Annotated in this window: 18 protein-coding genes; 2 read left to right on the top strand and 16 right to left on the bottom strand. The window is 41.0% G+C overall.

Annotated features, from left to right (window positions below; genetic code table 11):
• Positions 1–62: 62 nt before the first annotated feature.
• The 15 genes from MB09_RS09175 to MB09_RS09105 form a co-directional block, all read right to left on the bottom strand.
• On the bottom strand, positions 63–1,190 hold the full coding sequence (locus tag MB09_RS09175) for a tetratricopeptide repeat protein (protein ID WP_131459879.1): 1,128 nt from the start codon (positions 1,188–1,190) through the stop codon (positions 63–65).
• The gene (locus MB09_RS09170; RefSeq protein WP_045080606.1) at positions 1,187–2,728 is read right to left on the bottom strand and encodes a helix-turn-helix domain-containing protein; all 1,542 of its coding nucleotides are present in this window, start codon (positions 2,726–2,728) and stop codon (positions 1,187–1,189) included. The genes MB09_RS09175 and MB09_RS09170 overlap by 4 nt, the downstream gene beginning before the upstream one ends.
• 64 nt (positions 2,729–2,792) lie before the next feature.
• Positions 2,793–3,269 (bottom strand): DUF4199 domain-containing protein, encoded by a 477-nt coding sequence (locus MB09_RS09165; protein WP_045080605.1) that lies wholly within the window; start codon positions 3,267–3,269, stop codon positions 2,793–2,795.
• 115 nt (positions 3,270–3,384) lie between these two features.
• Positions 3,385–6,744, bottom strand: a complete 3,360-nt coding sequence (gene secA, locus MB09_RS09160; protein WP_045080604.1) for a preprotein translocase subunit SecA — start codon at positions 6,742–6,744, stop codon at positions 3,385–3,387.
• Between the two features lie 289 nt (positions 6,745–7,033).
• A complete protein-coding gene (locus MB09_RS09155; protein ID WP_014782927.1) occupies positions 7,034–7,255 on the bottom strand; it encodes a DUF2795 domain-containing protein in 222 nt (73 codons plus the stop codon).
• 209 nt (positions 7,256–7,464) lie between these two features.
• Positions 7,465–8,037 carry a cob(I)yrinic acid a,c-diamide adenosyltransferase gene (locus MB09_RS09150; RefSeq protein ID WP_045080603.1) on the bottom strand — a complete coding sequence of 191 codons (573 nt, stop codon included), beginning with the start codon at positions 8,035–8,037 and terminating at the stop codon, positions 7,465–7,467.
• Between the two features lie 132 nt (positions 8,038–8,169).
• Positions 8,170–8,340, bottom strand: coding sequence for a hypothetical protein (locus MB09_RS16170; protein WP_165586692.1), 171 nt, complete (start codon positions 8,338–8,340; stop codon positions 8,170–8,172).
• 272 nt (positions 8,341–8,612) lie between these two features.
• Positions 8,613–9,317 carry an ABC transporter ATP-binding protein gene (locus MB09_RS09145; protein ID WP_045080602.1) on the bottom strand — a complete coding sequence of 235 codons (705 nt, stop codon included), beginning with the start codon at positions 9,315–9,317 and terminating at the stop codon, positions 8,613–8,615.
• A gap of 209 nt (positions 9,318–9,526) precedes the next feature.
• A complete protein-coding gene (locus MB09_RS09140) occupies positions 9,527–10,300 on the bottom strand; it encodes an O-methyltransferase (RefSeq protein ID WP_045080601.1) in 774 nt (257 codons plus the stop codon).
• 101 nt (positions 10,301–10,401) lie between these two features.
• Positions 10,402–12,270: an ABC-F family ATP-binding cassette domain-containing protein gene (locus MB09_RS09135; RefSeq protein ID WP_045080600.1), complete on the bottom strand. Its 1,869-nt coding sequence runs from the start codon at positions 12,268–12,270 to the stop codon at positions 10,402–10,404.
• 82 nt (positions 12,271–12,352) lie between these two features.
• A complete protein-coding gene (locus MB09_RS09130) occupies positions 12,353–12,826 on the bottom strand; it encodes a hypothetical protein (RefSeq protein ID WP_045080599.1) in 474 nt (157 codons plus the stop codon).
• A 9-nt stretch (positions 12,827–12,835) separates the two neighbouring features.
• On the bottom strand, positions 12,836–13,351 hold the full coding sequence (locus tag MB09_RS09125; protein ID WP_045080598.1) for a hypothetical protein: 516 nt from the start codon (positions 13,349–13,351) through the stop codon (positions 12,836–12,838).
• A gap of 68 nt (positions 13,352–13,419) precedes the next feature.
• Positions 13,420–14,355: a leucine-rich repeat domain-containing protein gene (locus MB09_RS09120; RefSeq protein WP_052671342.1), complete on the bottom strand. Its 936-nt coding sequence runs from the start codon at positions 14,353–14,355 to the stop codon at positions 13,420–13,422.
• 74 nt (positions 14,356–14,429) lie between these two features.
• On the bottom strand, positions 14,430–17,951 hold the full coding sequence (locus MB09_RS15485) for an alkaline phosphatase PhoX (protein ID WP_052671341.1): 3,522 nt from the start codon (positions 17,949–17,951) through the stop codon (positions 14,430–14,432).
• A gap of 193 nt (positions 17,952–18,144) precedes the next feature.
• Entirely contained in the window at positions 18,145–19,974 is a 1,830-nt protein-coding gene (locus MB09_RS09105; RefSeq protein WP_045080597.1) for a cytochrome-c peroxidase, read from the bottom strand.
• Between the two features lie 223 nt (positions 19,975–20,197).
• Between MB09_RS09105 and MB09_RS09100 the strand changes: the two genes are divergently transcribed.
• Positions 20,198–20,992 carry a polysaccharide biosynthesis/export family protein gene (locus MB09_RS09100; RefSeq protein WP_045080596.1) on the top strand — a complete coding sequence of 265 codons (795 nt, stop codon included), beginning with the start codon at positions 20,198–20,200 and terminating at the stop codon, positions 20,990–20,992.
• A 5-nt stretch (positions 20,993–20,997) separates the two neighbouring features.
• Positions 20,998–23,466 carry a GumC family protein gene (locus MB09_RS09095; RefSeq protein WP_045080595.1) on the top strand — a complete coding sequence of 823 codons (2,469 nt, stop codon included), beginning with the start codon at positions 20,998–21,000 and terminating at the stop codon, positions 23,464–23,466.
• A 204-nt stretch (positions 23,467–23,670) separates the two neighbouring features.
• Here the strand turns inward: MB09_RS09095 and MB09_RS16165 are convergent, their stop codons facing one another.
• The gene (locus tag MB09_RS16165; protein WP_165586691.1) at positions 23,671–23,871 is read right to left on the bottom strand and encodes a hypothetical protein; all 201 of its coding nucleotides are present in this window, start codon (positions 23,869–23,871) and stop codon (positions 23,671–23,673) included.
• Positions 23,872–23,880 lie beyond the last annotated feature (9 nt).

The following is a 23,880-nucleotide window of genomic DNA, read 5'->3' as shown; positions in this document are numbered from 1 at the left end:
TTCATTAAAAATTTGATTTTTAGAATCTTATATTTTCTAAATGAAATAGTAAGTTTCGGAACTTAAACTTGCAGATGCTGTAGTTTTTCCTTCGCCACAAGAAATTTTCGACGGTTTTTCAAAAGAAAATAAATAGACAATCCCAAGACCAAAACAACGAGAATAATAAGTGCAATTATCATACGGTTATTTTTTGAAATGATACTGTTGGAGGTCAATCTATTCTCCTCAATCAATGCTTTGATGGAATTGTCAATGGTTTTTTGCTCCCGCTCATAAATCTGCTGCTGTACAGCAGAGTATTTTTCTGAATAGGTTTTATACAGTTCACGGTTGTTGAGTGCCAAATAATTATCGGAAAGATTCTTATAAATACCCTGGTTCAAAATTAAATCGCCTACCTTTTCTGAAGTTTTTTCGGCCTCCTTCAATTCTTGAATGGCCTTCCCATAATTTCCTTCCACGGTATAAACCTCGCTCAATCCTTTTTTGGCAAAGGCATAAAGGCTGTTGGCGCCTACCTCTTGCGCGTAGGCTATCGCCCTGTTGAAACTTTCACGGGCCGCCTCTATTTGCCCTATTTGCAGAAAGCAGTTGCCCTTGTTATAGTTTAAGGTGCTCAGGTTTGCGGTCATGGCATTATTTCCGCTTATCTTTTTGAATTGAACAATCGCTTTGTCAAAATAATTCAGGGCAATATCGCAGCTCATCTGTTCTCGGTAAATAAAACCTCGAATGGTATAATTATAGCCCAAAAGCGATGGAAGGCTATCCGGGTTCTTGATCTGCTTGGATAGCAGCAGCGCATCGTCCAGATAATCTATAGCCTTATCGTAAATACGCAATTGTTGGTGCTGCATGCCTATGGCGTTCAGTACATTTATACGGGTTTTTATACTGCTTATTTCGTTTAAATGGTCACGAGCCATCAATGCATATTCCAACGATTTGCTGTTTTCTCTTTTGGAAAGGTAGGAATTGCTGATAAGCATAAGGGCGCCAATTTTTGTTTTGGCCTGGGTTGCTTCGCCATATACCTGAAGCCCCAACGAGATGGCTTTATCCGGATTTTCAAAAATGATACTTGTGGCACTGTTTACTAAACTGTCCAACTTCTTCTGGGCAAAAAGCGACTCTCCGTGAAGCAGGCAGCTTAAGAGAATTAGTGATATGACAGCCTTATTCCTCATGCGCTTTCCTTTCTTTTTTGAAGTAGATCCATAAATTTGGTAGGCGAGATTCCCGTGACCGACTTAAATACGGTAGCAAAACTACTGTGCGATGAAAACCCGCTCTCCTCAGCCAAATAGCTGATCTTATAGTTGAAGTAAACAGGTTCGGTCTTTAGTTTTTCGATGATGTAATTAATTCGAAGTTCGTTGATATAACTGTTGAAATTTTTGCCCTTTTGCCTGTTGATTACCTCTGATAGATATTTAGTATTTGTATCAAAGAGGGAGGCAAGGTATGCAATGCTCATTTCTTGATTGGTAAACTTAGTTCCCCTCTCAAAGGCGTCGAGTTTTTTGAGCAGGTTCCTTTCAATATCTTCGGGAACAATCGAACTTTTTTCCGAATGAAGCTTTTCGGGTTCGGGTTCGGGTTCTTTTGCTTGTGGGGTGGGTTGGATAAATTTTAAAATGGCATTGTATTCCCTCGCCCGAGTACGGTACCAATGGTTTGCCATTAACCCGGCCAAGAGGAGTAAGCCCAGAAACCCAAGGAGCATGTATATTTTGATGTAGGCACTGTCCCGATAGCTTTGAATTTTCTGGTTTCCAGAATCACTTATAAAATTGAATACCGTATTAACCGCTTGGTTCCGGTCATTTTGTGCAAGTGCCGCAAAGTTTCCGGTCTTTTGTTTAAAAGCGTAAAACTTTTTGGCGTCCTCTAGGGCTAGATAATTCAAACTTAATCCTTCCAGACACTTGCTTTGGAAATAATTGTTTCGGAAGAGTTCTGCCAACTTTAAGGTACGCTCATATAATTGGATTGATGTTTCGTATTCCTTTTCGGAAAACGAAATTTCACCCAAGTGACAAAGCAGTTGCAATTCCTGAAAACTTCCGCCATTTTTGGGGGCTATTTTGTCCAGCTCCTCTTGAAGCACAACCGCAGCTTTGCCTAAACGTGAGGTGTTTTTATAAACTTCTGAAAGGAGCAAGGCGTTTTCAAAAAGAGCGAGGGTATCTTTTAGGTTTATAAATTCTTTTCGCGAAAGCAGTAAGAGACTTTCCGCTTTTCGATAATCATCGGCCTGCAAACGCACAGCTGCGCTGTCTTGCGTCATAATGGCGGCAATTTGGGTGGCGCTGTCGCTGTCAGTTTTTTTCTGCAGGGAATGGAGCATGCTTAAATAATGTTGTGCAACGTTGTGCAGGCCCAATTCGCGCATCAGTTTTATGGCGAACTGCAATATTTGCAAATTTAGTCCCACATCCTCATTTTGTCCTGTGAGTTCCTGGGCCTCGAGTATATTTTTTGCGGCTCCGTTCAGGTTGCCCTGCGCGTATTGACTTTGTGAAAGCAGGAGGAGGGCATGGGCCTTTACGGTATCGCTTTCGGCTTGTTTGATTATATATTCCGCGATTTTTTCCGTCTGTTCGGGCTGGGAATACACCTTGCCTTGTGCTTCCCTAAGCAACTCGGAAACCGTACCATTTTCTTGCCCAAGGAGAAGAATAGGATAGAGGAGAAGTCCAAAAAAAACAATTAATGCCCGCATTTTCTTAAAATGATTCCGAAGATTTAACGGAAGTTGTAAAGTTACGGTATGAATGTCTTTTTGGTTACTTTTTCCGCACAAAGATTGCAACTACTGCTGCGGTAATTATCCCAAACCCTAAGGCGCCAATGGCAGATTGCCACATATAACTGTTTATGTTAAAATATTCGTTGGCCTTTTCGCGGGTCATAAGATCGTTGGTTACTGAGTATTCTATCACATTGTTGAAATATTCGGGCGTGATATAGTTATGCGTTATATATTGCGCCAAGGGCGATAGCAATGCGGCAAACACACTGAGTATAACCCCAGAGATAAATCCTTGCAGCCAAGTCATTTTTCCGCCATGTGCACGTCTTCGCTTTTCGCGCATTTCCAACAGATACATCAATATGGCAAAAGGGGCAAACAAAAGCGTGAGCCATTGATGGTCTGCAATTTGCTCTTCATGCCAGCCCAAGGTTTTTTCAAGCAGCATCCATGAGAGCATTGTGATGGTGAAAATTATGGCCCATTTAAACTCGATATAAATTTTTTTCATAAATCCTCTTTTTTTGAAGTCTAAAGATACTGGTTTTCCTGAAAAAAAATCCCGGAGCGAAGCTTCGGGATTTCCATAATCTAAAATCTAATGTCTCAAATCTCACGTCTAAAGACTATTCATCCACCAGCACCCAATCACCTTTATCGAGCAATGGAATGGCCTGCTTAAATTTCATGGTTTTGTTTTCTCCGCTCATCACGTGCTTGATGGTCACCTTGTCGTTTCGGTTTATCTTGGGGCGTTCGCGTACTATGGTTTCGGTAACTTGCTGCTGTTGCGACTGGGTGTTGCCCGCTGCCCTGGATTGCGCGGCGCGCTCGTCCATGTTCGGGATTTCGTCTTTCTGCTCGCTTAGGTTTTCTTTGCGTTTCACTTCACGCGCTTCCTGTATTTGCTGTTGGTTTTCCTGCGGCAGCTCTCCTTTGAAAAGGAACGAGATAACGTCTTTGTTTACCTTTTCAATCATAGCCTTAAAGAGTTCAAAAGCTTCAAACTTATAGATAAGCAACGGATCTTTCTGCTCGTGTACCGCAAGCTGTACAGACTGTTTCAGTTCGTCCATTTTACGAAGGTGCGTTTTCCACGAATCATCGATTATTGCAAGGGTAATGTTCTTCTCAAAATCGTTCACCAATTGCTTTCCTTCGGTTTCGTAGGCCTTTTCAAGATCGGTGGCCACGTTAAGGGTTTTAACGCCATCGGTAAAGGGAACTAAAATTCTTTTGTACTTATCCTTCTGTGTTTCATATACATTTTTGATTACAGGATAAGCCATTTCAGCATTGCGTGCCATCTTGTTCTGATAGTGGACGTAGGCAGCTTTATAAATTTTTCCGGCAATTTCACGCGTGTCCATCTTCTCAAATTCCTTTTCTGAAATAGGAGAACTCATGGAGAAGAAGCGGATCAATTCAAATTCAAAATTCTTATAATCTTGTGCCAGTTTGTTGCTTTCTGCTATTACTTCAGCGGTATCGTAAATCATATTTGCGATATCCACACGAAGCCTGTCGCCAAACAAGGCGTGGTATCTTCGCTTGTAAACCACTTCCCGTTGTGCGTTCATAACATCGTCATACTCCAGAAGGCGCTTACGGATCCCGAAGTTGTTTTCTTCCACCTTCTTCTGTGCGCGCTCAATGGATTTGGAAATCATTGAATGCTGAATCACCTCGCCTTCCTTCAATCCCATTCTATCCATCATCTTCGCAATCCGCTCGCTTCCGAAGAGACGCATCAAGTTGTCTTCCAAAGAAACATAAAACTGTGAACTTCCCGGATCTCCCTGACGACCGCTACGGCCACGTAACTGTCTGTCCACGCGACGGCTATCGTGGCGCTCGGTACCTACAATGGCAAGGCCGCCCGCTTTCTTCACTTCCTCACTCAGCTTAATATCCGTACCACGACCTGCCATGTTGGTGGCAATGGTTACAATACCGCTTTTTCCGGCTTCGGCAACAATGTCTGCCTCGCGTTTGTGGAGCTTTGCGTTCAATACGTTGTGGGGAATGTTCCGGATACTCAACATTCGGCTCAACAATTCTGAAATTTCCACAGAAGTGGTACCGATCAACACTGGTCTTCCAGCTTTTGAAAGCGCAGTAACCTCTTCCGCTACGGCGTTGTACTTCTCTCTTTTTGTCTTATAAATTTTATCCTCGCGGTCGTGGCGGGCAATGGGACGGTTGGTAGGAATTTCCACCACGTCCAACTTGTAGATTTCCCAAAGTTCACCAGCTTCCGTTACGGCAGTACCCGTCATCCCCGAAAGTTTGCGGTACATTCTAAAGTAATTTTGAAGCGTAATGGTGGCAAAAGTTTGCGTCATTGCTTCAATCTTCACATCTTCCTTTGCCTCAATAGCCTGGTGGAGCCCATCGCTATAACGGCGACCATCCATAATACGGCCGGTCTGCTCATCAACGATCATCACCTTATTGTCCATCACCACATACTGATCATCTTTTTCAAAAAGGGTATAGGCCTTTAAAAGCTGGTTCATGGTATGGATACGCTCGCTTTTTACCGAAAACTCACGAAAGAGATCCTCTTTCAGTTCCACCTCTTCCTCTACGGGAAGCCCCTTGCTTTCAATCTTGGCAATTTCAGTTCCAATCTCTGGCATTACGAAGAAATCGGGATCGCCTTCCCCGGAAAGATAATCTACCCCCTTATCGGTAAGTTCTATCTGGTTGTTCTTTTCATCTATAACAAAGTAGAGCTCGGCATCAACCTTTGGCATTTCACGGTTGTTGTCGCTCATATAGTGGTTTTCGGTTTTTTGGAGAATTTGTTTTACCCCTTCTTCCGAAAGAAATTTTATAAGTGCCTTATTCTTTGGCAACCCGCGATATACGCGTAGCAATTGAAAGCCACCTTCCTTTTCATCGCCTTCTTTTATAAGTCTTTTGGCTTCAGCCAGCACGCCGTTCAAGTACTTTTTTTGAACCTCAACAATGTTGTTGATTTTAGGTTTCAGTTCGTTGAACTCGTGGCGGTCACCTTCCGGTACGGGTCCGGAAATAATAAGTGGCGTACGCGCATCGTCAATCAAAACCGAATCCACCTCATCCACAATGGCATAGTGGTGCGGACGCTGTACAAGATCATCCGGCGAATGCGCCATATTATCGCGCAAATAGTCAAATCCGAATTCGTTATTCGTTCCGTAGGTTATATCTGATAAATATGCTTTCCGCCGCGCCGCAGAATTGGGACGGTGGTTGTCAATACAGTCCACGGTCATCCCGTGAAACTCAAACAATGGTGCCATCCACGCACTGTCACGTTTTGCCAGATAATCGTTCACAGTTACTAGGTGCACGCCATTTCCGGCAAGGGCGTTGAGGTACATTGGCAGCGTGGCGACCAAGGTTTTACCTTCCCCTGTTTGCATTTCGGCTACTTTTCCCTCGTGCAGGGCAACCCCGCCAATAAGCTGTACATCGTAATGTACCATATCCCAAGTAATGGGTTTTCCCGCGGCATCCCAGGAGTTTTTCCAAATGGCCTTGTCGTCCTCAAGGGTTACGTACTCCTTTATTGCGGAAATTTCCCGGTCAAAAGGGCTGGCGGTTACGGTAATGGTTTCGTTGTTTTTAAATCGCTTTGCGGTTTCTTTCATTACGGCAAAGGCTTCGGGAAGTATTTTGGTAAGGGTCGCTTTTTCAATTTCGTAGCGGTCGTCCTTCAGTTTGTCTATTTGGTTGTAGTAGTCTTCTTTTTTGTTGATGTCTTCCTCGCTTTCAGATTGTTTTTCAAGGGCATCAATTTGGTCCTGCACCTCTTTTTGGGCGTCTTTTATTTCTTTTCGGAAGAAATCGGACTTTGCCCGCAGTTCATCGTGGGAGAGTTTTTCAATGGCTGCTTCGTGTTTCTTTATCTCGTTAACAAGTGGCTGTATTTGGCCAATGTCCTTTTTTGATTTATCGCCTACAAATACTTTAAGTACGTTATCTAATATTCCCATAATGTAAATTTATTTTGAAGTGTTGCCGGGCAGCACTGTTTTGTCAATTTATAATTTTTGTCCGTTCGAGCAGCAAGGGGAACGTAAGCTTCCCTTCAGCAATAGGAACTCGAAGAACTATTTATGTTTTCTTACCACGAACCTGCTTGCCGGCAGGCAGGTACACGAATAATTATTTATACAATTCGTGTATTGGTGGTTTTCTTTTTCAATACTTTTTAAATAAAAAAAAAGCCCCTTAAAAGAGACTTTTTATATTATTTTTTAATTGTTTCCCAAAACCTTGGGATTAATATTCATCCTCGTTCCAAAGATAATCATCGTCGGTCGGGTAGTCTGCCCAGATCTCTTCAATAGAGTCGTAGGAGTCTCCCTCGTCCTCAATAGCCTGAAGGTTTTCCACTACTTCCAGTGGAGCACCGGTCCTGATCGCGTAATCAATCAATTCGTCTTTGGTTGCGGGCCAGGGCGCATCGCTCAAATAGGATGCTAATTCTAATGTCCAGTACATAGCACTTTAGGTTTTAATTTTCTGCAAAAGTAATTTTTTAGATTAAAAAGTCAAGAAAAATCCAAATTATTTCTGCACTATTTTAAAGAACGTTTCTTTTGTGTTGATTTTGAATTAGTTATAAAGTTATTTATTAATAAGTTATTAAGACAAAGCGGAGGTGTTTGGTTATTTTTCGTTTATTTCAATAACTAAATAACTCAATCAACTCACAACTTCTCCGGAATCCACTGCGTCTCTTCTGCGTTGGTGTCTTTAGACAACTTTCGTGCCAGCACAAAGAGGTAGTCAGATAGTCGGTTTAAATACTTAAGGACCATTTCGTCAATGGGTTCATTTTCATTTAGTAGTGTGGCGCGGCGTTCGGCTCGGCGGCAGACCGTACGGGCTATGTGACAATATGACACGGTAGTATTTCCGCCGGGCAAAATGAAATGTGTCATGGGTGGCAGGGCATCGTTCATTCGGTCCATTTCATTTTCCAAGAGGGTTATATTCTCCTCGGTTATTTTTGGAATATTCAGCCGTTCCTTTCCACTTTTCAGCGTTGCCTTTGCGGGGTCTGTCGCTAAAATAGCTCCCAGTGTAAATAATCTATCTTGTATATGTGTTAAAATTTCTTTGCTGCGCGGGTCTATTTCCTGGGTGCGCACCAAGCCCAGATAGGAGTTTAGTTCATCAACGGTGCCATAACTTTCAATCCGGATGTTGTGTTTTGGAACGCGTGTACCACCGAAAAGGGCTGTTGTGCCTGCATCGCCGGTTTTTGTATATATTTTCATTTTGGGTGTGTGGTTTTAGGGATGAGGTATGAGGTTTTAGGCAAATTTACGAATAACTGTTTTAACATGCTCGCAAAGTCACAAAGTCGCAAAGTTTTAACTGCCAACTGCCACCGATTACTGCGTACTGATTTACTGCTTACTTTTTTCATCCCGTTCCTTTTTCCGCTCGTAATAACTGCTTCGGAAATTTCTATTGCGACGTGCTTTCTGGTTTGAAGCATTGCGCTTGTTCCAAAAATAGAGAATGGCAAGCAGTAAAATGCCGCCAATTATTAAAACAATGGGGTTCGAAAGTTCCATATTCAAGAAATTTACGATTGCAGATTTACGATTTACGATTGAAATATAATGATACGAATTAACGAATTCACTTTTAAAACAATTTTACTGAAAACCGGGACTGTCAACTGCGACTGTCAACTGCGACTGTCAACTGCGACTGTCAACCGCGACTGTCAACTCCGACTGTCAACCGCGACTGTCAACTCCGACTGTCAACCGCGACTGTCAACTGCGACTGTCAACCGCGATTGTCAACCGCGACTGTCAACTGCGATTGTCAACCGCGACTGTCAACTGCGACTGTCAACTGCGACTTTTTTAGTATCACTTTCCACAATTCCATCCCGCAAGCGAATAATTCTATGGGCGTTTTCGGCAATATCCTCTTCGTGGGTAACGAGAATTACCGTATTGCCGGCTTTGTGGATGTCCCCGAACAGCTTCATTATCTCTTCCGATGTTTTTGAATCCAGGTTTCCGGTAGGTTCATCTGCCAAAATGATGGAAGGACGATTTACCAAGGCCCGGCCTACGGCAACGCGTTGGCGCTGCCCACCCGAGAGTTGGTTGGGTTTGTGGTCCATCCGGTCTGCCAATCCAACATCGGTCAATACTTGTTTGGCGCGTTCGGTGCGGTCGCTTTTTGAGGCACCTGCATAAATCATGGGCAGGGCAACGTTTTCCAGGGCGGTGGTGCGGGGGAGGAGGTTAAAGGTTTGGAAGACGAAGCCAATTTCCTTGTTCCGTATTTCGGCCAGTTCATCATCGGTCATATTGCTCACATCCCTTCCGTTTAGCTCATAACTGCCCGAAGTTGGCGTGTCCAAACATCCCAAAAGGTTCATCAAGGTAGATTTCCCCGAACCCGAAGGCCCCATCAAGGCAACGTATTCGCCCCGTTCAATGTCCAAATCTATTCCCTTTAAAACTTTGACCACTTCATTCCCAAGCGGGAAATCGCGCGTAATATTTCGAATTTTAATTACTAAGCTCATGGGTGTATTTCAATTTGTTTTATAGGACGCAAAGGTAGGTGGGTTGTTACAATCTTAGTTAAAAGTTCAAAGTTAATAGTTTAAAGTTATGTGGGAAAGCAATTAACGAAAAGGTAAAAGAGAAAAGAAAATACAGAAGAGAGTAGAGAAAAGAACGGAGAGAAGAGGGAAAACTATAATTTTTTCCATCAACCATCAACCATCAACCATCAACCAATACGAATAATAAAATGCTGCTTTGCCTGTTCTTTTCTAAAGAAAACCAATCCCCATTGAAAAGTATCTATGCTCACCGTTACGATATCATTGGCGATTATTTGCTGCCACGCCGTCGTCATATCCTTGCTCCAGTAAATATCGTCAAATACAATTACGGAATTGTTATGTACATTTTTTAATAGGGAATGAAAATATTCCAATGTCCTTTCGCCATTGTGGTCGCCGTCTATAAATATTAAATCAAATTTTTCATGAGTATTTTGAAGAAATTCACTGAAAAGCTTTTGGTGTATCTGTATATTGTGCAAGTTGAATTTTTCAAAATATTCCTGCGCTTTTTGCAAGGTATTTGGGCAACCTTCCACTGTCTGGATTGTGGAAAACTCATTGGAAAGCGATAGGGCCACCGTGCCCAAACCCAGAGAGGTACCCAATTCCAAAACAGTTTCACTTTTAAAATATTTCGCCAAGCGGAAGAGCAGTCTTTGGCGTTTCTTTTTCATTCCTGCATTTTTTATAACAGCGGAAACCTTTCGCGCATTGCCTTTAAATACGCGGGAACCTTGGCCAAAATCCTTCATCTCAAACTTGGAAGTGTCGCCTCGCAATGCTTTGCGATGTTTTTTTAAAGTTTCGTATTCGGGATATTTCGTTTTGTCGTTAAAACAATTTGTCACCAAATCATATACAAAAGGGGAGTGCACGCCGTGTCTGTTTTTGGCAAGGCGAATAAATTTTATGTAACTTTTTGATTGATGGATCATTTTTTAGGGCTTTAGACTTTATGCTCTAAGCTGTATGCTAAAGTACAGATTTCATATAATTTGCCTACAGCCTACAGCCTACAGCCTACAGCTTATGGCTCTTATTCCATTTTTGCTGAAAGCTCAAACCAACGTTCTTCCTTTGCTTCAATGGTATCTATAATCTCCTGTAGTTTTATGGATTGCTTATCAATTTCTTCGCCGTCCCAGTTTTCCGTGGCAAATTTATTTTGAAGTTCTTCGCGCTCCTTTTCCAGATTGGCTATTTCCTTTTCCAGTTTTTGGTATTCCTTCTGCTCGTTATAGCTCAATTTTGCGGGAGTATTATCCTGCTTCCAGTCTTTTTTTACTTTTGGTGCTGCCTCACTGGCCTCGCGCTTTTCCTGTATATTACTATCTTCGTAAACCCTGAAATCGGTATAATTTCCGGGGAAATCCTCCACTTCGGCATTCCCTCTAAAAACAAAAAGATGGTCCACGATTTTATCCATAAAATACCTGTCGTGGCTCACCACCAAAAGACAGCCGGGGAAATCCAAAAGAAAACTTTCCAAAACGTTTAGCGTAACAATATCAAGGTCGTTCGTAGGCTCATCGAGAATTAAAAAATTTGGGTTTTTGATAAGAACGGTACACAAATAAAGGCGCTTGCGTTCTCCACCGCTCAATTTTTCTACAAAATCATATTGCTTTTTGGGGTCGAAAAGAAAGCGCTCCAAAAGTTGCGAGGCCGAAATCTGTCTTCCTTTTTTTAGTGGAATATAATCGCCGTATTCGCGGATGACGTCAATTACCTTTTGGCCTTCTTTTATATTGATTCCGGCTTGGGTGTAATAACCGAATTGTACCGTTTCACCCACAACCACTTTCCCCGAATCGGGTTTTAATGCTCCTGTGAGAATATTTAAAAAAGTAGATTTCCCAGTTCCATTTTTCCCGATAATCCCTACACGTTCGCCACGGTTGAAATTGTATTCAAACTTATCCAATAACAATTTATCTCCGAACGATTTTGATATTTTATGAAGCTCCACAACCTTGGTTCCCATACGTTCCATGTTCAATTCCAGTTGCACTTGGTGGTCGTTGCGGCGTTTGCTGGCGCGGTCCTTTATTTCGTGGAAATCATCAATCCGGCTTTTGCTTTTTGTGGTCCGTGCCTTAGGTTGGCGGCGCATCCATTCCAATTCATTTTTGAAAAGTTGCTTCGCCTTTCCCGTTTCGGTGGCTTCGTTTTCTATTCTAGCCTCACGTTTTTCGAGGTAATAGCTGTAATTGCCCTTATAGCTGTAAAGCGTGCCTTCGTCCAATTCCACAATTTCATTACAAACGCGCTCCAAAAAATAACGGTCGTGCGTAACCATAAACAGCGTGAAATTTTCCTTGGCAAATAGATTTTCCAGCCACTCGATCATTTCAAGGTCCAAATGGTTGGTGGGCTCGTCCATGATCAGCAAATCGGGTGTAGTAAGAAGTGCGTTCGCCAGTGCGAGTCGCTTTTTCTGTCCGCCGCTCAAGCTTCCAACTTTTGCCTGTAAATCTTCCAATTTCAGTTTAAAAAGAATTTGCTTATAACGCGTTTCAAAATCCCAAGCGTGATGTGCATCCATTGCGTCGAAGGCTTTTTGGTATGCTTCGGAATCGTCGGGATTTTCAATGGCGTGTTCGTAATTCTCAATTATTTTGAGAATCGGATTATCTGAATCAAAAATGGTTTGCTCTATCGTAAGTGAAGGATCTAAATCCGGTTCCTGCGGCAGATAGGCGATTTTCAAACCTTTTCTGAAAACCACATTTCCGGTGTCGGCCTTATCGTTTCCGGCGATTATATTGAGAAGCGATGTTTTTCCGGTTCCGTTCTTGGCAACAAAACCTATTTTTTGCCCTTCGTTAATTCCAAAGGAGATATTCTCAAACAAAACCCGCATCCCGAAGGACTTGGAGATATTTTCTACTGAAAGGTAGTTCACGGTTTATATTTTTGGCAAAAGTACTGTAAATGTTTAATGAATAATATTTAATGGAATTTTTGTTGATAGTTTATGTAATATTTCAATTACTATATTTTGACAAACGTTGCAATTTTCGAATTTCCCTTTTTTCAATTGTTGCCAAAGGCTTATTGCGATCACATAAACTTGTTATGAAATCTGAATTATTCCTTGTATAACTATTATAGAAATCTGAATTAATCGAATAAACAAGGTATGTTTCTCCTAAATTGAATTTATAACCACAACTTGCGGATTCTCTTGCAGAAACCACTTCAATTATTTTGGTTTCACTCTGTCCCTTAAAAGTTTGGACAACTTCAAAAATATAGATTAGGGGATAACCGGAAAATGTGGTTTCTCCAGTTTCATTATCAATAATGTCTATCACTTTTCCTGTGAAAACCAAATCAGATCTTTGGAATTCAATTTTTACTTTTTTTCCCAAACTAATATTTTCCTCTATACAGCTGCATGCAAGGGCCTGTGTAATGGAAATTAAAACGAAAATTATAATGAATATGAAGTTTTTCATTTCTAAATATTAAATTTTGTTTTCCTTTAAATCCTTCGCCAAACTGGCGGTCTTCAACTTTTTATTCCTAAGGATATATGCCATATCCGAAGTATTGTCAACCATTAATTGGGTGTGGTAATAATTGATGTGCTCCAAAATGGCAAAGAGGTTTGCGGCAAAAGACCACATTAAAATATTCGCATGAAACTCATTCCAACTCACAAGTAATAGCTGGAATGCAAAAATTATAGGGATGCCCATTATCAAAAAGAGATTAATGCGTTTGGCCTTCTTGAAAAACTTTAAATTTTTCACTTGCAGAACTGGCTTTCCTTCCATTCGCCATAGCTTAAGTTGCCAGTATTTTTGACCTTGGTAAAGAATAAAAATACACAGCATCATGCCATAGAGAAACCAAATACTTCTTACAAATGGATGTTGGGTAAGAAAATAGATCGCCAAAAGGGGAAATGTGAAAAAAGCGTGCAACTTCTCCAAAGGGTAGTACCAACGCAATCTTTTAACCAAATCTTGTTTTCCCATTATTTTCTGCTGAAAGCATTATTTCGAAAAATAACAAAAAATATGGATTAGTGAAAATAGTTGGCGCTTTAAAAATAAACGCTACAATTTGGCAGCAAACCCTTAATTCTTTCTTTTTCCGAAGCAGCAATTGGATTGCCCACCAAAATAAGTGTTTTAAGGTTTTTAAGTTTTTCCAAGTGGTTTGGCATCGTTTTAAGATGGTTGTTTGAAAGAATCAAAAGCTCCAATGATTCCAAATTTGAAAACGATTCGGGAAGTGATTTTAATTTATTGTCATTCAGCAGCAGCGATTTCAAATTGTGAAAAGTGCCAATTTCCTTTGGAAGATGCTGCAATTGGTTGTGCTCCATATTCAATTCTTCCAATTTTTCTAGCTGCGACCAACCCTCGTTGAACTCATTAAATTGGTTAAAACCCAAATCAAGCGATTTTAGTTTTCTTACTTCAAAAAATGTATGCGGCATAAAGCTCAGTTGGTTGTTGTCCAGTTCCAAAACCTCCAGACTTTTGCATTTGTTGATACTTTCGGGCAATACGGTGATATAATTAAAGGAAAGATGCAGATAACGCAGGTTTCTCAATTTATTTATTCCCGTGGGCACTTCCGCGATTTCATTGTTTGAAAGGTTTAAACGTATTAAATTTTTTAATTGGTCAATTTCTTCGGGAATATATTTTAATGAATTCAGCATTAAGTTCAGCACTTCCAATTTTTTTAAACTAAATAAATGTGGGTTCAATGTTTCCAGATTATTTCCCATTAAATTGATGAAACGTAGGTTTTTAAGCAGTTTTATGGAATCTGAAATTTGAAATAAATGGCGATCGCGAAAATTCAATTGGGTTGCTCTTTTATTTTCTGCCAAGGCTACTTCAATACTTTGATATACCGGAGCTTTTAATGGATTGGCATTTTGTGCCACAACGGAAGTATAAAAACTAAAAATCAGCAAAATGTAAAGGAATATTCTGAAGCATCTTTTTTTTGGGGAATAGCTCATCTTTGTGAAAATATTTTATGAGAAAAGGACCGATACATAAATATCGGCCCTTTAAATTCTTATTATTAAACTAATTATTTACTTGTTAGAATTTTAAACTGACCCATTTTGCCGTCAATTTCTATATTCATTATCAGCACATTGTTGCTTGCAGTAAAGCTTGAAAGGTCCAGCTCTATTTTTTGGTTTCCGCCCGTAGTTTCAGCGTTTGTGCTGTAAAGGCTTCTTCCCAAAAGATCGTAAACTTCAATTTTAACTGTTTTTCCTGCATCTGCGGAATTCAACTCCAAAGTAATATCACCTTTTGTCGGGTTTGGATACAGAGATAGGTTTTGAAGCGCATCATTTTCATCAATTCCAACCAACATTTCTACTGTTATGTATTGTGATTTTACTTCAGTAGCACTTGTTCCGGCAATATTTAAAACTTCGAGCGAAACATCATATACGCCAGCAGTATTGTATGTAACAACAGGAGATTCATCTGAGGAGGTAGCCGGTGTTCCACCTTCAAAAGTCCAAAACCATGAATTTGTGTTGTTCTGGCTAAGATCGGTAAATGTGACTGATTCACCTTCGCTAACAAAAACTCTATCAGCTTCAAAAGCGGCTACAGGCATTTCAGCTACTCTAATATAATCTGTTTTCATTTCGCTATCACTGGCTCCGGCAAGATTGGAAATTTCAAGTGTAACGTCATATTCTCCGGGAGTGTTGTAAGTAACAACAGGGGATGGATCAGTTGAGGTTGCTGGCGTTCCGCCTTCAAAAGTCCATAACCAAGAATCTGCAGTATTTCCACTTAAATCGGTAAAGGTTACTGTTTCCCCTTCGGTAATTAATAGGTCATTTGCTTCAAAATCGGAAAGTGGGTCCTGATCAACAGTTATATATTCTGTTTTGATTTGCGCATCACTTGTTCCGGCAATATTTGAGACCACAAGCGTAACATCGAATGTACCCGGAGTATTGTAAGTAACCACAGGTGATTGATCGGTTGAGGTTTCCGGAATTCCACCTTCAAAAGTCCAGTTCCACGCATCTGGAGTGTTTTCACTTAAATCAGTAAATGTAACTGTTTCACCTTCCGTAATTATTGTGTTATTAGCCTCAAAATCTGCAATCGGAGCTTGTATTCCAATCTCGGTGCGAAGTGCGAAAACAACAGTTGCCGAAGCATTGAAAGTTACATCGTTCAAAGTTGCATCCTGCTGTGGGGAATTGCCACCACTTGGATGTTGTACGGAAAAAAATCCATATTTATAATCTGGAGTAAAAGTTAAACCCGTTGGCTCAGACCCAGCGGGCATAGAGCTGTGTAACAATACTTTTGGATTGCTCTGGGTGTGGTCTGGACGCACTACCCAAATGTAATTGCGACCGCCATCCTGAAGAACCCAAAGGTTTCCTTTGTCATCAAAAGTAAGATTGTCGTTTCCATCGCTCCAAGCTTCTGTAAATACACCTTGGTCTGTATTTATGTCGTATGATTTTCCGCCGACAAATGTTTCAAATTCAGAAATTGTGTTTCCATCATCCTTAAATCTATAAACGCGATCTTTTCCTTTAGCGGTAAAATAAATTTTTCCGGTTATTGGATTTATTTCGCAATCTTCCACACCGTTAAAGTTTGTTCCGCCAAGGGCTCCTGCAACCGATGAAATATTATTGCGGTCAGCTTTTGTGGTATTCGGAACCTGTATCCACGTAGCGGTAGATGAACTTGGATCGTTTCCTGAAAGTGGAAGATCCAATTTCAATACATACACGGTTCCGCTTGTAAGATCGCCGGGAGTGTCGGCCACAAATTTGTACACACAGTCCGTGCCTCCATCTTCACCGTAATATGCAGTTGTGCCGTCAGCAGAAACAACTACGTTTTCATGGTTCATACGGCCCATTGCCCAAAGTTTTTCCTGTCCATTTCCATAATCCATAACCTGTGCGGTAACAGGGTCGATTTCCACAAGCCAGCCTACGTCCTGATAGCCATCGCCATTGGCATCGCCACCACTTGTATTTTCCTCGGCCGTTATTGCGGTTCCCCAGGGAGAAATACCCCCCGAACAGTTTCTTATAGTAGTTACCAAAGCATTATTGTAAAAATCAACTGCTTGTGTATCATCCAAAACCCAAAGATTTGTTGCATTATCCAAATGAAGATTTACCATTGAAACTCCTCCCGGACTGTTTTCGTGGTTTACTGAAAGATATCCAAGCTCGCTGCTGCCGGCATTTCCAATATATCCTGTAAAATCGTGGTTCCCAGGTACTGTTCCGCCGCCAATTGTATAGGCGCTTCCTTGCTTTAAAATCTGTTGGAAATTGTGCTCTTGTGGAATAATCATATTAGAGGTTTGCCCTGTGGGAACGATAGATGTAAAACAACCAATGTGCTCATCTGCACATTCCACCGAAAGGTCTTCATAATTCTTGATATACATATCAAAACGCAAGTCTGAACTCTGACCGTCGCGGTTATGAATTTCAACGGAAATACGGTTGATACCGTTCACAAGAACACTTTTTGGTACTTGTTGGGTGAAGTAAATATTTTCGTTTATTCCATCAATTATGGTTGACGAATGCGTTAAATAATCAGTTGGTTCTTCAGGCATATTATCACGGAAAACTTCAACTCCATTCACATAAACAATTGCGCCATCGTCTCTTTTTAAGCCGAATTCAACAAATTCTGAAACATTTGCCAAATCAACTTCAATATCCTTTGAAAAATAATAGGTAATATATTTGTCGTTCGAATTTGGACCAAAAGAAATTAAGGTATTTACAGGATCACCATAACCTAATGTTCCATGGCCATTGGCCCAAGATGAATTATCATACGCCAATTCCGTCCAGTTTTCGCCATCCAGACTTGTGCCGTTGTCTAAATATTTCCAGCGGGAATCCTTTGCAACGGGAAAAGGAGTTGGTTCCAAGGGAGGAAGCACCTCTGTGGAACTCACGGCCATATCAAAACCAAGATCGCTGCTATTAGCTGAAGCTTGGTGAAGTTCAACAGCGATAACATTAGTGCCATTTTGAAGTAAATTAGCAGTTACTTCTTGAAAATAAGTAGTTTCATTGGAACCGCCCACAGTAGAAGAAGCATACGTATTATAGGTAATAGGACCCGAAGGCATATTCATGCGGAAAGCTTCGGTGCCATTTACGTAAACAACAACGCCATCATCACGGCGAACGTCAAAAATTAAATCGAGAAATTGTGACGCATCAGCAATATCAAAAGTATTTCTGAAATAATAGGTGGGGTATTTGTTGTTTGCATCTGGACCAAAATTCAAGGTAGTGGTTTCAACACCATCACCATATCCGAAAATACCATTTCCGGATGCCCAGGCGGTATCATCAAATGCCACATCTTTCCAAGTTGTACCAAGATCTACGCCCGTATCGTTGTATTTCCATTCGCTTAAAGCAGGAATGGGAAACACACCGTTTACGGCAATGTTTTCTGAAGTCCCGGCAACACAAGCTGTGCTGATCGAAACATTTTTTGGCGTTTCAGCTTTTACGCCAAAGCCCATTAAAATGGCCACTAATAAATTGACCAATAGGAATTGTTTTTTCATTTTTTGTGGTTTAGAGGGTTTTATTAAGTGCTGTAAAAGTAGTTTCGGTAAGTTGCCCTACAGTAACCTGAAATTTAAGGTTGGGTAAATCCTATGTTGCGGGTGTTATTAAATCCTTAACCTGGAGAATTTGGTCTTTTAGAAAGAAATTATTGTTATCTTTTTATTTGTAGGTAGTTAGCAAAAAAAGAAACTATTTATAAGAATTTATATCACTTAACGTTTTCATAAACGCAATCAATTCTTTTTTTTCTATATCGGTTAGCTCTAGTTTGTCGGGCGCCAAAGTTTGATTTGCCACATTCAGTCCCATTCCCGCACCGCCACCTTCGTTGTAGAAATCAATTACCTCTTCCAAGGTTTCATAAGCCCCATTGTGAAAATATGGGCCAGTGAATTCCACATTTCGAACCGTAGAAGTTTTAAAGGATTTTTCATAAATCCAAGCTTCTTCACTTAATATGTTATTTGCAATTCTTCCTGCGTCGGTATCAAGGGTTTTAATTTTCGCTTTTGGATCTTTCAGAACACCTAAAATTTCAGTTTCATTTTCGCTGTAAAAAGGGGGAACCAAACCTGAAAAAGTAGGGGCGAAGTGGCAGGTGGCGCAGCTCGCTTTTCCCATAAAAAGATTGAAGCCATTTTTTTCTTCCATAGAAAGATTATTGGATTCATTGCGTACGTATTTATCAAATTTACTGTTCCAGGAAGTAAGTGAAAGCACATACGAGGCCAAAGCTTTTGAAAATTTTTCGCGTGTTATTTCCCCTTTTCCAAAAACTTCCCTGAATTTTTTGGCATACTTTTCATTCTCGTTCAGTTTCTTCAAAATATCGCTATATGCAGTGTTGAACTCGTCTTCATTAAAAATTACATGCTCAGCCTGTTGTTCCAATGTGAAGGCTCGCAAATCATAAAAATAACGATCGGCATACACTGAATTTAAAAGTGTTGGCGCATTGCGGAGCACCGTTTTGCCTTGCACATTACTGGCAGATTTTGAAGCATTATCCGTAAAGGCCATTTCGGGATTATGACAGGAAATACAGCTTAATTGCCCATTGTTGCTAATGGAGGCATCGTAAAAAAGGTCCTCTCCCAAAAGCTTTATTTGTGCATTATCTTCCTCTTTCTTTAATCCGGTGAAAAAATAGGGATTCAAAAAATCTGCAGCAAAAATGGAATTACTTGTGGGATTCCATGAGGTTGTATTTGCAAGGGAAGCATCAATTTTTGGGGATTGAATCATCCCCAGATTTTTATAAAGTGGATCGATGTATTTTTTTAGAAATTGTAATCGGTCAAAAGTTTCAAAGTTTGACGCATTTTGAATATTTACAATGGCACCTTCAAAAAGAGAAATAATTTTTTCATTTTTATAATTTTCAGCAAAATAAGCTTTCATTCCCTTTAAGGAAGATTCCGCTTCCGGGAGGGCGCTTAATGAGCCCGGAGTATCAAAACCTGTGATTCCCATAGAAAATATTCTAATTAATTGCAGACGCATGGCAGCAATGTCATTATCAAAAAGGTTTTTTGTTTTCGGAAGGGAATTATAGAGCAAGCTATAGCTGGCATTGAGTTTTGTGGCGAGGGTAGCGATTTTTGTTTTTTCATCAAAGGCTTCTTCTGAAAAAACCAATTCGTCCAAAACCTGCAATCCTTCCGGTTCCAAAACGGTAGGACGAGTATTTTCGCGTTCTATATGGAGCAGGGGCGCCCCGTTAAAATGTTCGTTCGTATATTCCGGATATTGGAAGGCAATGTAAAACTCAATTTTTTTATAAGCTTCCCGAGCGGAAAGCACTGCTTTTTGAAGTGACTCCTGATTTGTTTTTCCAAGTTGATAGTCGGACGCCACTTTTTCCAACGCCGCCGTAGTATTTTTAAATTGTGAAAGCTGCTGCTGAAGAACATACAGTTTTACAAATTCTTTATTTGACGGTGAAAAGGAATAAAAAAGCGAAATACTTATACTGGAGAATAGTATTAAGACAAAACTGATTTTCTTGGAACGCGGCATTTATTTTTCATTTTTAGGAATTATAAATAATTGCCGAAAATAGAAACCGTTTAAGGGGAGTGTGTTATTTTAATATTAAAAAACAATTAAGTTAGCAATGCTTTTAAAAGCAAGTAAATGCTTAAAGTCTACAGCCCAAAGTTTATCACAATTAAGGATAAGAAAAAATGTTTCATTATTAAATGCGTTACTTTATATTTGTCCATTAACAACCCTGCCTTGTATGAAGTTTACGTATCTATTGCTGTTTTTGATTGTTGCCGTATGCACAACTTCCTGCGTTACTACCAAACAACTTACGTATTTGCAGGAAAACACCAGCAGTGCCGATACTCTGGCGCTATTGCGAAAAAGACAGGAGCCGTACCGACTTCAGATAAACGACCTGTTGAGTATCCGGGTAAAAGCTTTGGACCAGGAGACAGTGGGCATCTTTAACCCCATTAGCGATGCCAACCCAAACGCTACCGGGGAGGAAAGGCTGTATTACGATGGCTTTGTGGTGGACGACCACGGCAATATCCGCATTCCGAGTCTCGGCGAGATGAACGTATTGGGCTATACTGTAGATGAGGTGCGCGAACGTTTGGAGGAAATATTACTACGCGATTATTTTAAAGCCGAGGCAAATGTATTTGTAACCGTCAAATTGGCGGGTATCCGTTATACCATCAATGGCGAAATAGGCAGCCCGGGCTCAAAAATTATTTATCGCGACCAAGTGAGCATTATGGAAGCCATCGCCAACAGTGGCGATATCACCCTTACGGGCGATAGGACCGATGTGGTGATCATTCGCCAATACCCTGCCGGCCAAAAGGTGCACCACATAGACCTTACCCGCCTGGACGCGATGAACTCGCCATATTATTACGTAAAACCGAATGACCTGATTTTAATAAATCCATTGCCGCAAAAATCGTTGGGTACGGGCACCACTGGGTTGCAATCATTCACTACAATTATATCCATAACAACAGCATTGGTAACAACCATATTGTTATTTACCCGATTATAACAGCTATGAGCGAGGAATTCGAAATAAACGAAACCCATACCACTTTTGATTTTAAAGGTTTTCTGTTTAGGCTTTTGCACCATTGGCCGCTGTTTCTGGTTTCCTTGGCCATTGCCTTCTCCATAGCCTATTATATAAATGTCCGCAAACTGCCGGTGTATCAGATGGAGAATATGCTTTCCATTAAGGACGACCAAAACCCCTTTTTCACCAGCAATACTAGCCTAACCTTTAATTGGGGCGGTACTACCGATAAGGTAAATACGGCCGTTATTACCCTACAGTCCCGATCGCATAACGAAAAAGTGGTAGAGCGTCTGCAATATTATTTGAACTATTTGCGCGATGGGAAATATCAGCAGGTAAACGCCTACCGGCAAACGCCTTTTCTTGTGGAAGTGGATACTACCAAACCACAAATGCTGAATAAGCAGATTAAGATTGTTTTTAAGGATTCGGTGAACTACAACCTTAGTGTTTCCTTTAAAGAGGCAGGAAACATCAACCTTCAAAATTACAGTACCAAAGAGAGAAGTACTAGATTTGTGGATGCGGGCGAATTTTCGCAGGATTTTAAAATTGGCGAACCCGTGCGGCTACCTTTTTTCAGTGGCGTATTAATGCCCAATCCCGAAGTAATCTCAAATCCCGGTACGCCGTATTACATTGTCTTTAGAAATTATGACGGCATTGTGCGGAGGTACTTGGGCATACGCGTTGATCCGGAAAGCAAAGGTTCCTCGGTGCTTAGAATGCGGCTTACGGGCGATAATAAGGCCCAGTTGGTAGATTACCTAAATACTTCGGTCGAGGTTTTAAGTGAAGATATGCTGGAGCGCAAAAACCTCTTTGCCACCAAGACCATCAAGTTTATTGACAGCAGTCTCGCTATCAAGTCGGCCGAACTGTCGACCGTTGAGGATGAACTCAACCAATTCAAAAACAAGAATGCCATCTTCAATCTTGAAAATGAAGGTTCTGAGATCAATGCCAAGTTGAACGAATTGGATCTGCGGAAGGAATCGGTAAACCGAGAACTCAACTACTACAACACCCTCCAGGATTATTTGATAAATCGCTCCGACTATCGCGATGTGCCGGCGCCCTCAGTTGCGGGCATTTCGGAAGCTAGTGTAGTGGCTGGGGTAGGCAAGATAGTGGCCCTTGCCGAGGAACGCAATAAGCTTCAATATTCCTTTAAGGAGGGCGCTCCTATTTTTAACGATATAGATAGGCAGATAAATGCTGTGAAAACGGTTTTATTGGAAAATATCCGTTCTTCAAAAAGTTTAAAAAATCAGGAATTGAGTTCCATCAATCGCGATATTGGCCGCTATGAGGGAGAAATACGAAAACTTCCAAAGGAACAACAGGACTTATTGAATATAGAGCGCCGCTATAACCTGAGCCAAGGTACCTACAACCTGTTTTTGGCAAAACGCAGCGAGGCAGGACTTGTAAAGGCTGCCAATGTGAGTGACGTAATGGTTATCGATTCTGCGAAGGATACGGGTGGCGGACAGATTGGCCCCAACACCCAATTAAACTATATGATGGCGGGCTTGCTGGGCTTTTTCTTTCCTTTGATTTTTGTATTCCTCAGGGTGTTTTTCGACACCAAGATCAGTAATGTAAAGGATTTGGAACGGGTTACTTCAATTCCACTTTTGGGGATTATCGGGAAAAGTCCTATAGACACCAATCTGGTGGTCCTTACAAAACCAAAATCGGCCATGGCCGAAGCCTTTAGGGCGCTGCGCTCCAGTTTGCAATTTATATACAAAAAACAGGGTATAAAAGGCGCCAAAACCGTATTGGTAACCAGCTCTGTGAGTGGGGAAGGGAAAACCTTTTGTTCCATTAACCTAGCCTCCGTCTTTGCCCTTAGTGAAAAGAAAACGGTCTTGGTGGGTCTTGATCTTAGAAAGCCAAAGATATTTGGCGACTTTAATATAAATAACGATATGGGGGTAGTGAACTTCCTTATCGCCGAAGCCGATATTGATACCGTAATACAAAAGACCGAAATAGCGCATTTGGACGTGATTCCCTCTGGCCCCATTCCGCCCAACCCTTCAGAACTGCTAATCAGTGAAAAATTGGATGAATTGATCAATGGCCTAAAAGAGCGCTATGATTATATTATTCTGGATTCCCCGCCCCTGGGCCTTGTTTCCGATTCGTTGGAACTAATGAAACACGTGGATGCTACACTATATATGGCACGGTTCAATTATACTCATAAAAATATGTTCACCTTCGTAAACGAAAAATACAAAACGGGTGAAGTAAAACACATCAGCATCGTGCTCAACGGGTATGTGGAGAAGGCCGGCAGAGGTTACGGCTACGGCTATGGGTACGGTTACGGCTATGGTTACGGCACTTATGGCAATTACGGCAATGGCTATCACGAACATATCAAGCCCACCACTTTCTTGGATCGGGTTAAGGGTATTTTTATAAGAAAGTAACATCTCCCCCCAACCCCCTCTTCGAAGAGGGGGCTTTTAATTTTTAGGACATAATTTAGACTGACGTCCCTCTAGACCCCCTTCGTAGGGAGACTTTTATTTCTTTCAATAAAATATAATTTTTTTTCCGACTCGGGCTCCTCCCTTTGAAGGCGATGTGCTGAGCGAAGTCGAAGTAGAGCCGGGGGAGGGATGTTTTTAATTTTAACAGCAGTACTTTCCGTTAAAACCCTTAATTTTGCCGACCAAAGAAGCCGATAATCGAAATAGTATTGAAAATGAGATTGTCTCAGCAAAAGCATCAAAAGCATCAAAAGCATCAAAAGCATCAAAAGCAACAACAGTATCAATAGTATCAATAGTATCAACAGCATCAACAGCATCAACAGCATCAACACGACCCACAGTCCCACA

This window comes from Aequorivita vladivostokensis (genome assembly GCF_000952855.1).
Taxonomy (GTDB): Bacteria; Bacteroidota; Bacteroidia; order Flavobacteriales; family Flavobacteriaceae; genus Aequorivita; species Aequorivita vladivostokensis.
This window is presented reverse-complemented; position numbering and strand designations above follow the sequence as displayed.

What these genes read in the sequence shown, in the direction of transcription:
- MB09_RS09175 (WP_131459879.1), bottom strand. Translation starts at nt 1,190, where the DNA reads ATGAGGAATAAGGCTGTCATATCACTAATTCTCTTAAGCTGCCTGCTT.
- MB09_RS09170 (WP_045080606.1), bottom strand. Translation starts at nt 2,728, where the DNA reads ATGCGGGCATTAATTGTTTTTTTTGGACTTCTCCTCTATCCTATTCTT.
- MB09_RS09165 (WP_045080605.1), bottom strand. Translation starts at nt 3,269, where the DNA reads ATGAAAAAAATTTATATCGAGTTTAAATGGGCCATAATTTTCACCATC.
- secA (WP_045080604.1), bottom strand. Translation starts at nt 6,744, where the DNA reads ATGGGAATATTAGATAACGTACTTAAAGTATTTGTAGGCGATAAATCA.
- MB09_RS09155 (WP_014782927.1), bottom strand. Translation starts at nt 7,255, where the DNA reads ATGTACTGGACATTAGAATTAGCATCCTATTTGAGCGATGCGCCCTGG.
- MB09_RS09150 (WP_045080603.1), bottom strand. Translation starts at nt 8,037, where the DNA reads ATGAAAATATATACAAAAACCGGCGATGCAGGCACAACAGCCCTTTTC.
- MB09_RS16170 (WP_165586692.1), bottom strand. Translation starts at nt 8,340, where the DNA reads ATGGAACTTTCGAACCCCATTGTTTTAATAATTGGCGGCATTTTACTG.
- MB09_RS09145 (WP_045080602.1), bottom strand. Translation starts at nt 9,317, where the DNA reads ATGAGCTTAGTAATTAAAATTCGAAATATTACGCGCGATTTCCCGCTT.
- MB09_RS09140 (WP_045080601.1), bottom strand. Translation starts at nt 10,300, where the DNA reads ATGATCCATCAATCAAAAAGTTACATAAAATTTATTCGCCTTGCCAAA.
- MB09_RS09130 (WP_045080599.1), bottom strand. Translation starts at nt 12,826, where the DNA reads ATGAAAAACTTCATATTCATTATAATTTTCGTTTTAATTTCCATTACA.
- MB09_RS09125 (WP_045080598.1), bottom strand. Translation starts at nt 13,351, where the DNA reads ATGGGAAAACAAGATTTGGTTAAAAGATTGCGTTGGTACTACCCTTTG.
- MB09_RS09120 (WP_052671342.1), bottom strand. Translation starts at nt 14,355, where the DNA reads ATGAGCTATTCCCCAAAAAAAAGATGCTTCAGAATATTCCTTTACATT.
- MB09_RS15485 (WP_052671341.1), bottom strand. Translation starts at nt 17,951, where the DNA reads ATGAAAAAACAATTCCTATTGGTCAATTTATTAGTGGCCATTTTAATG.
- MB09_RS09105 (WP_045080597.1), bottom strand. Translation starts at nt 19,974, where the DNA reads ATGCCGCGTTCCAAGAAAATCAGTTTTGTCTTAATACTATTCTCCAGT.
- MB09_RS09100 (WP_045080596.1), top strand. Translation starts at nt 20,198, where the DNA reads ATGAAGTTTACGTATCTATTGCTGTTTTTGATTGTTGCCGTATGCACA.
- MB09_RS09095 (WP_045080595.1), top strand. Translation starts at nt 20,998, where the DNA reads ATGAGCGAGGAATTCGAAATAAACGAAACCCATACCACTTTTGATTTT.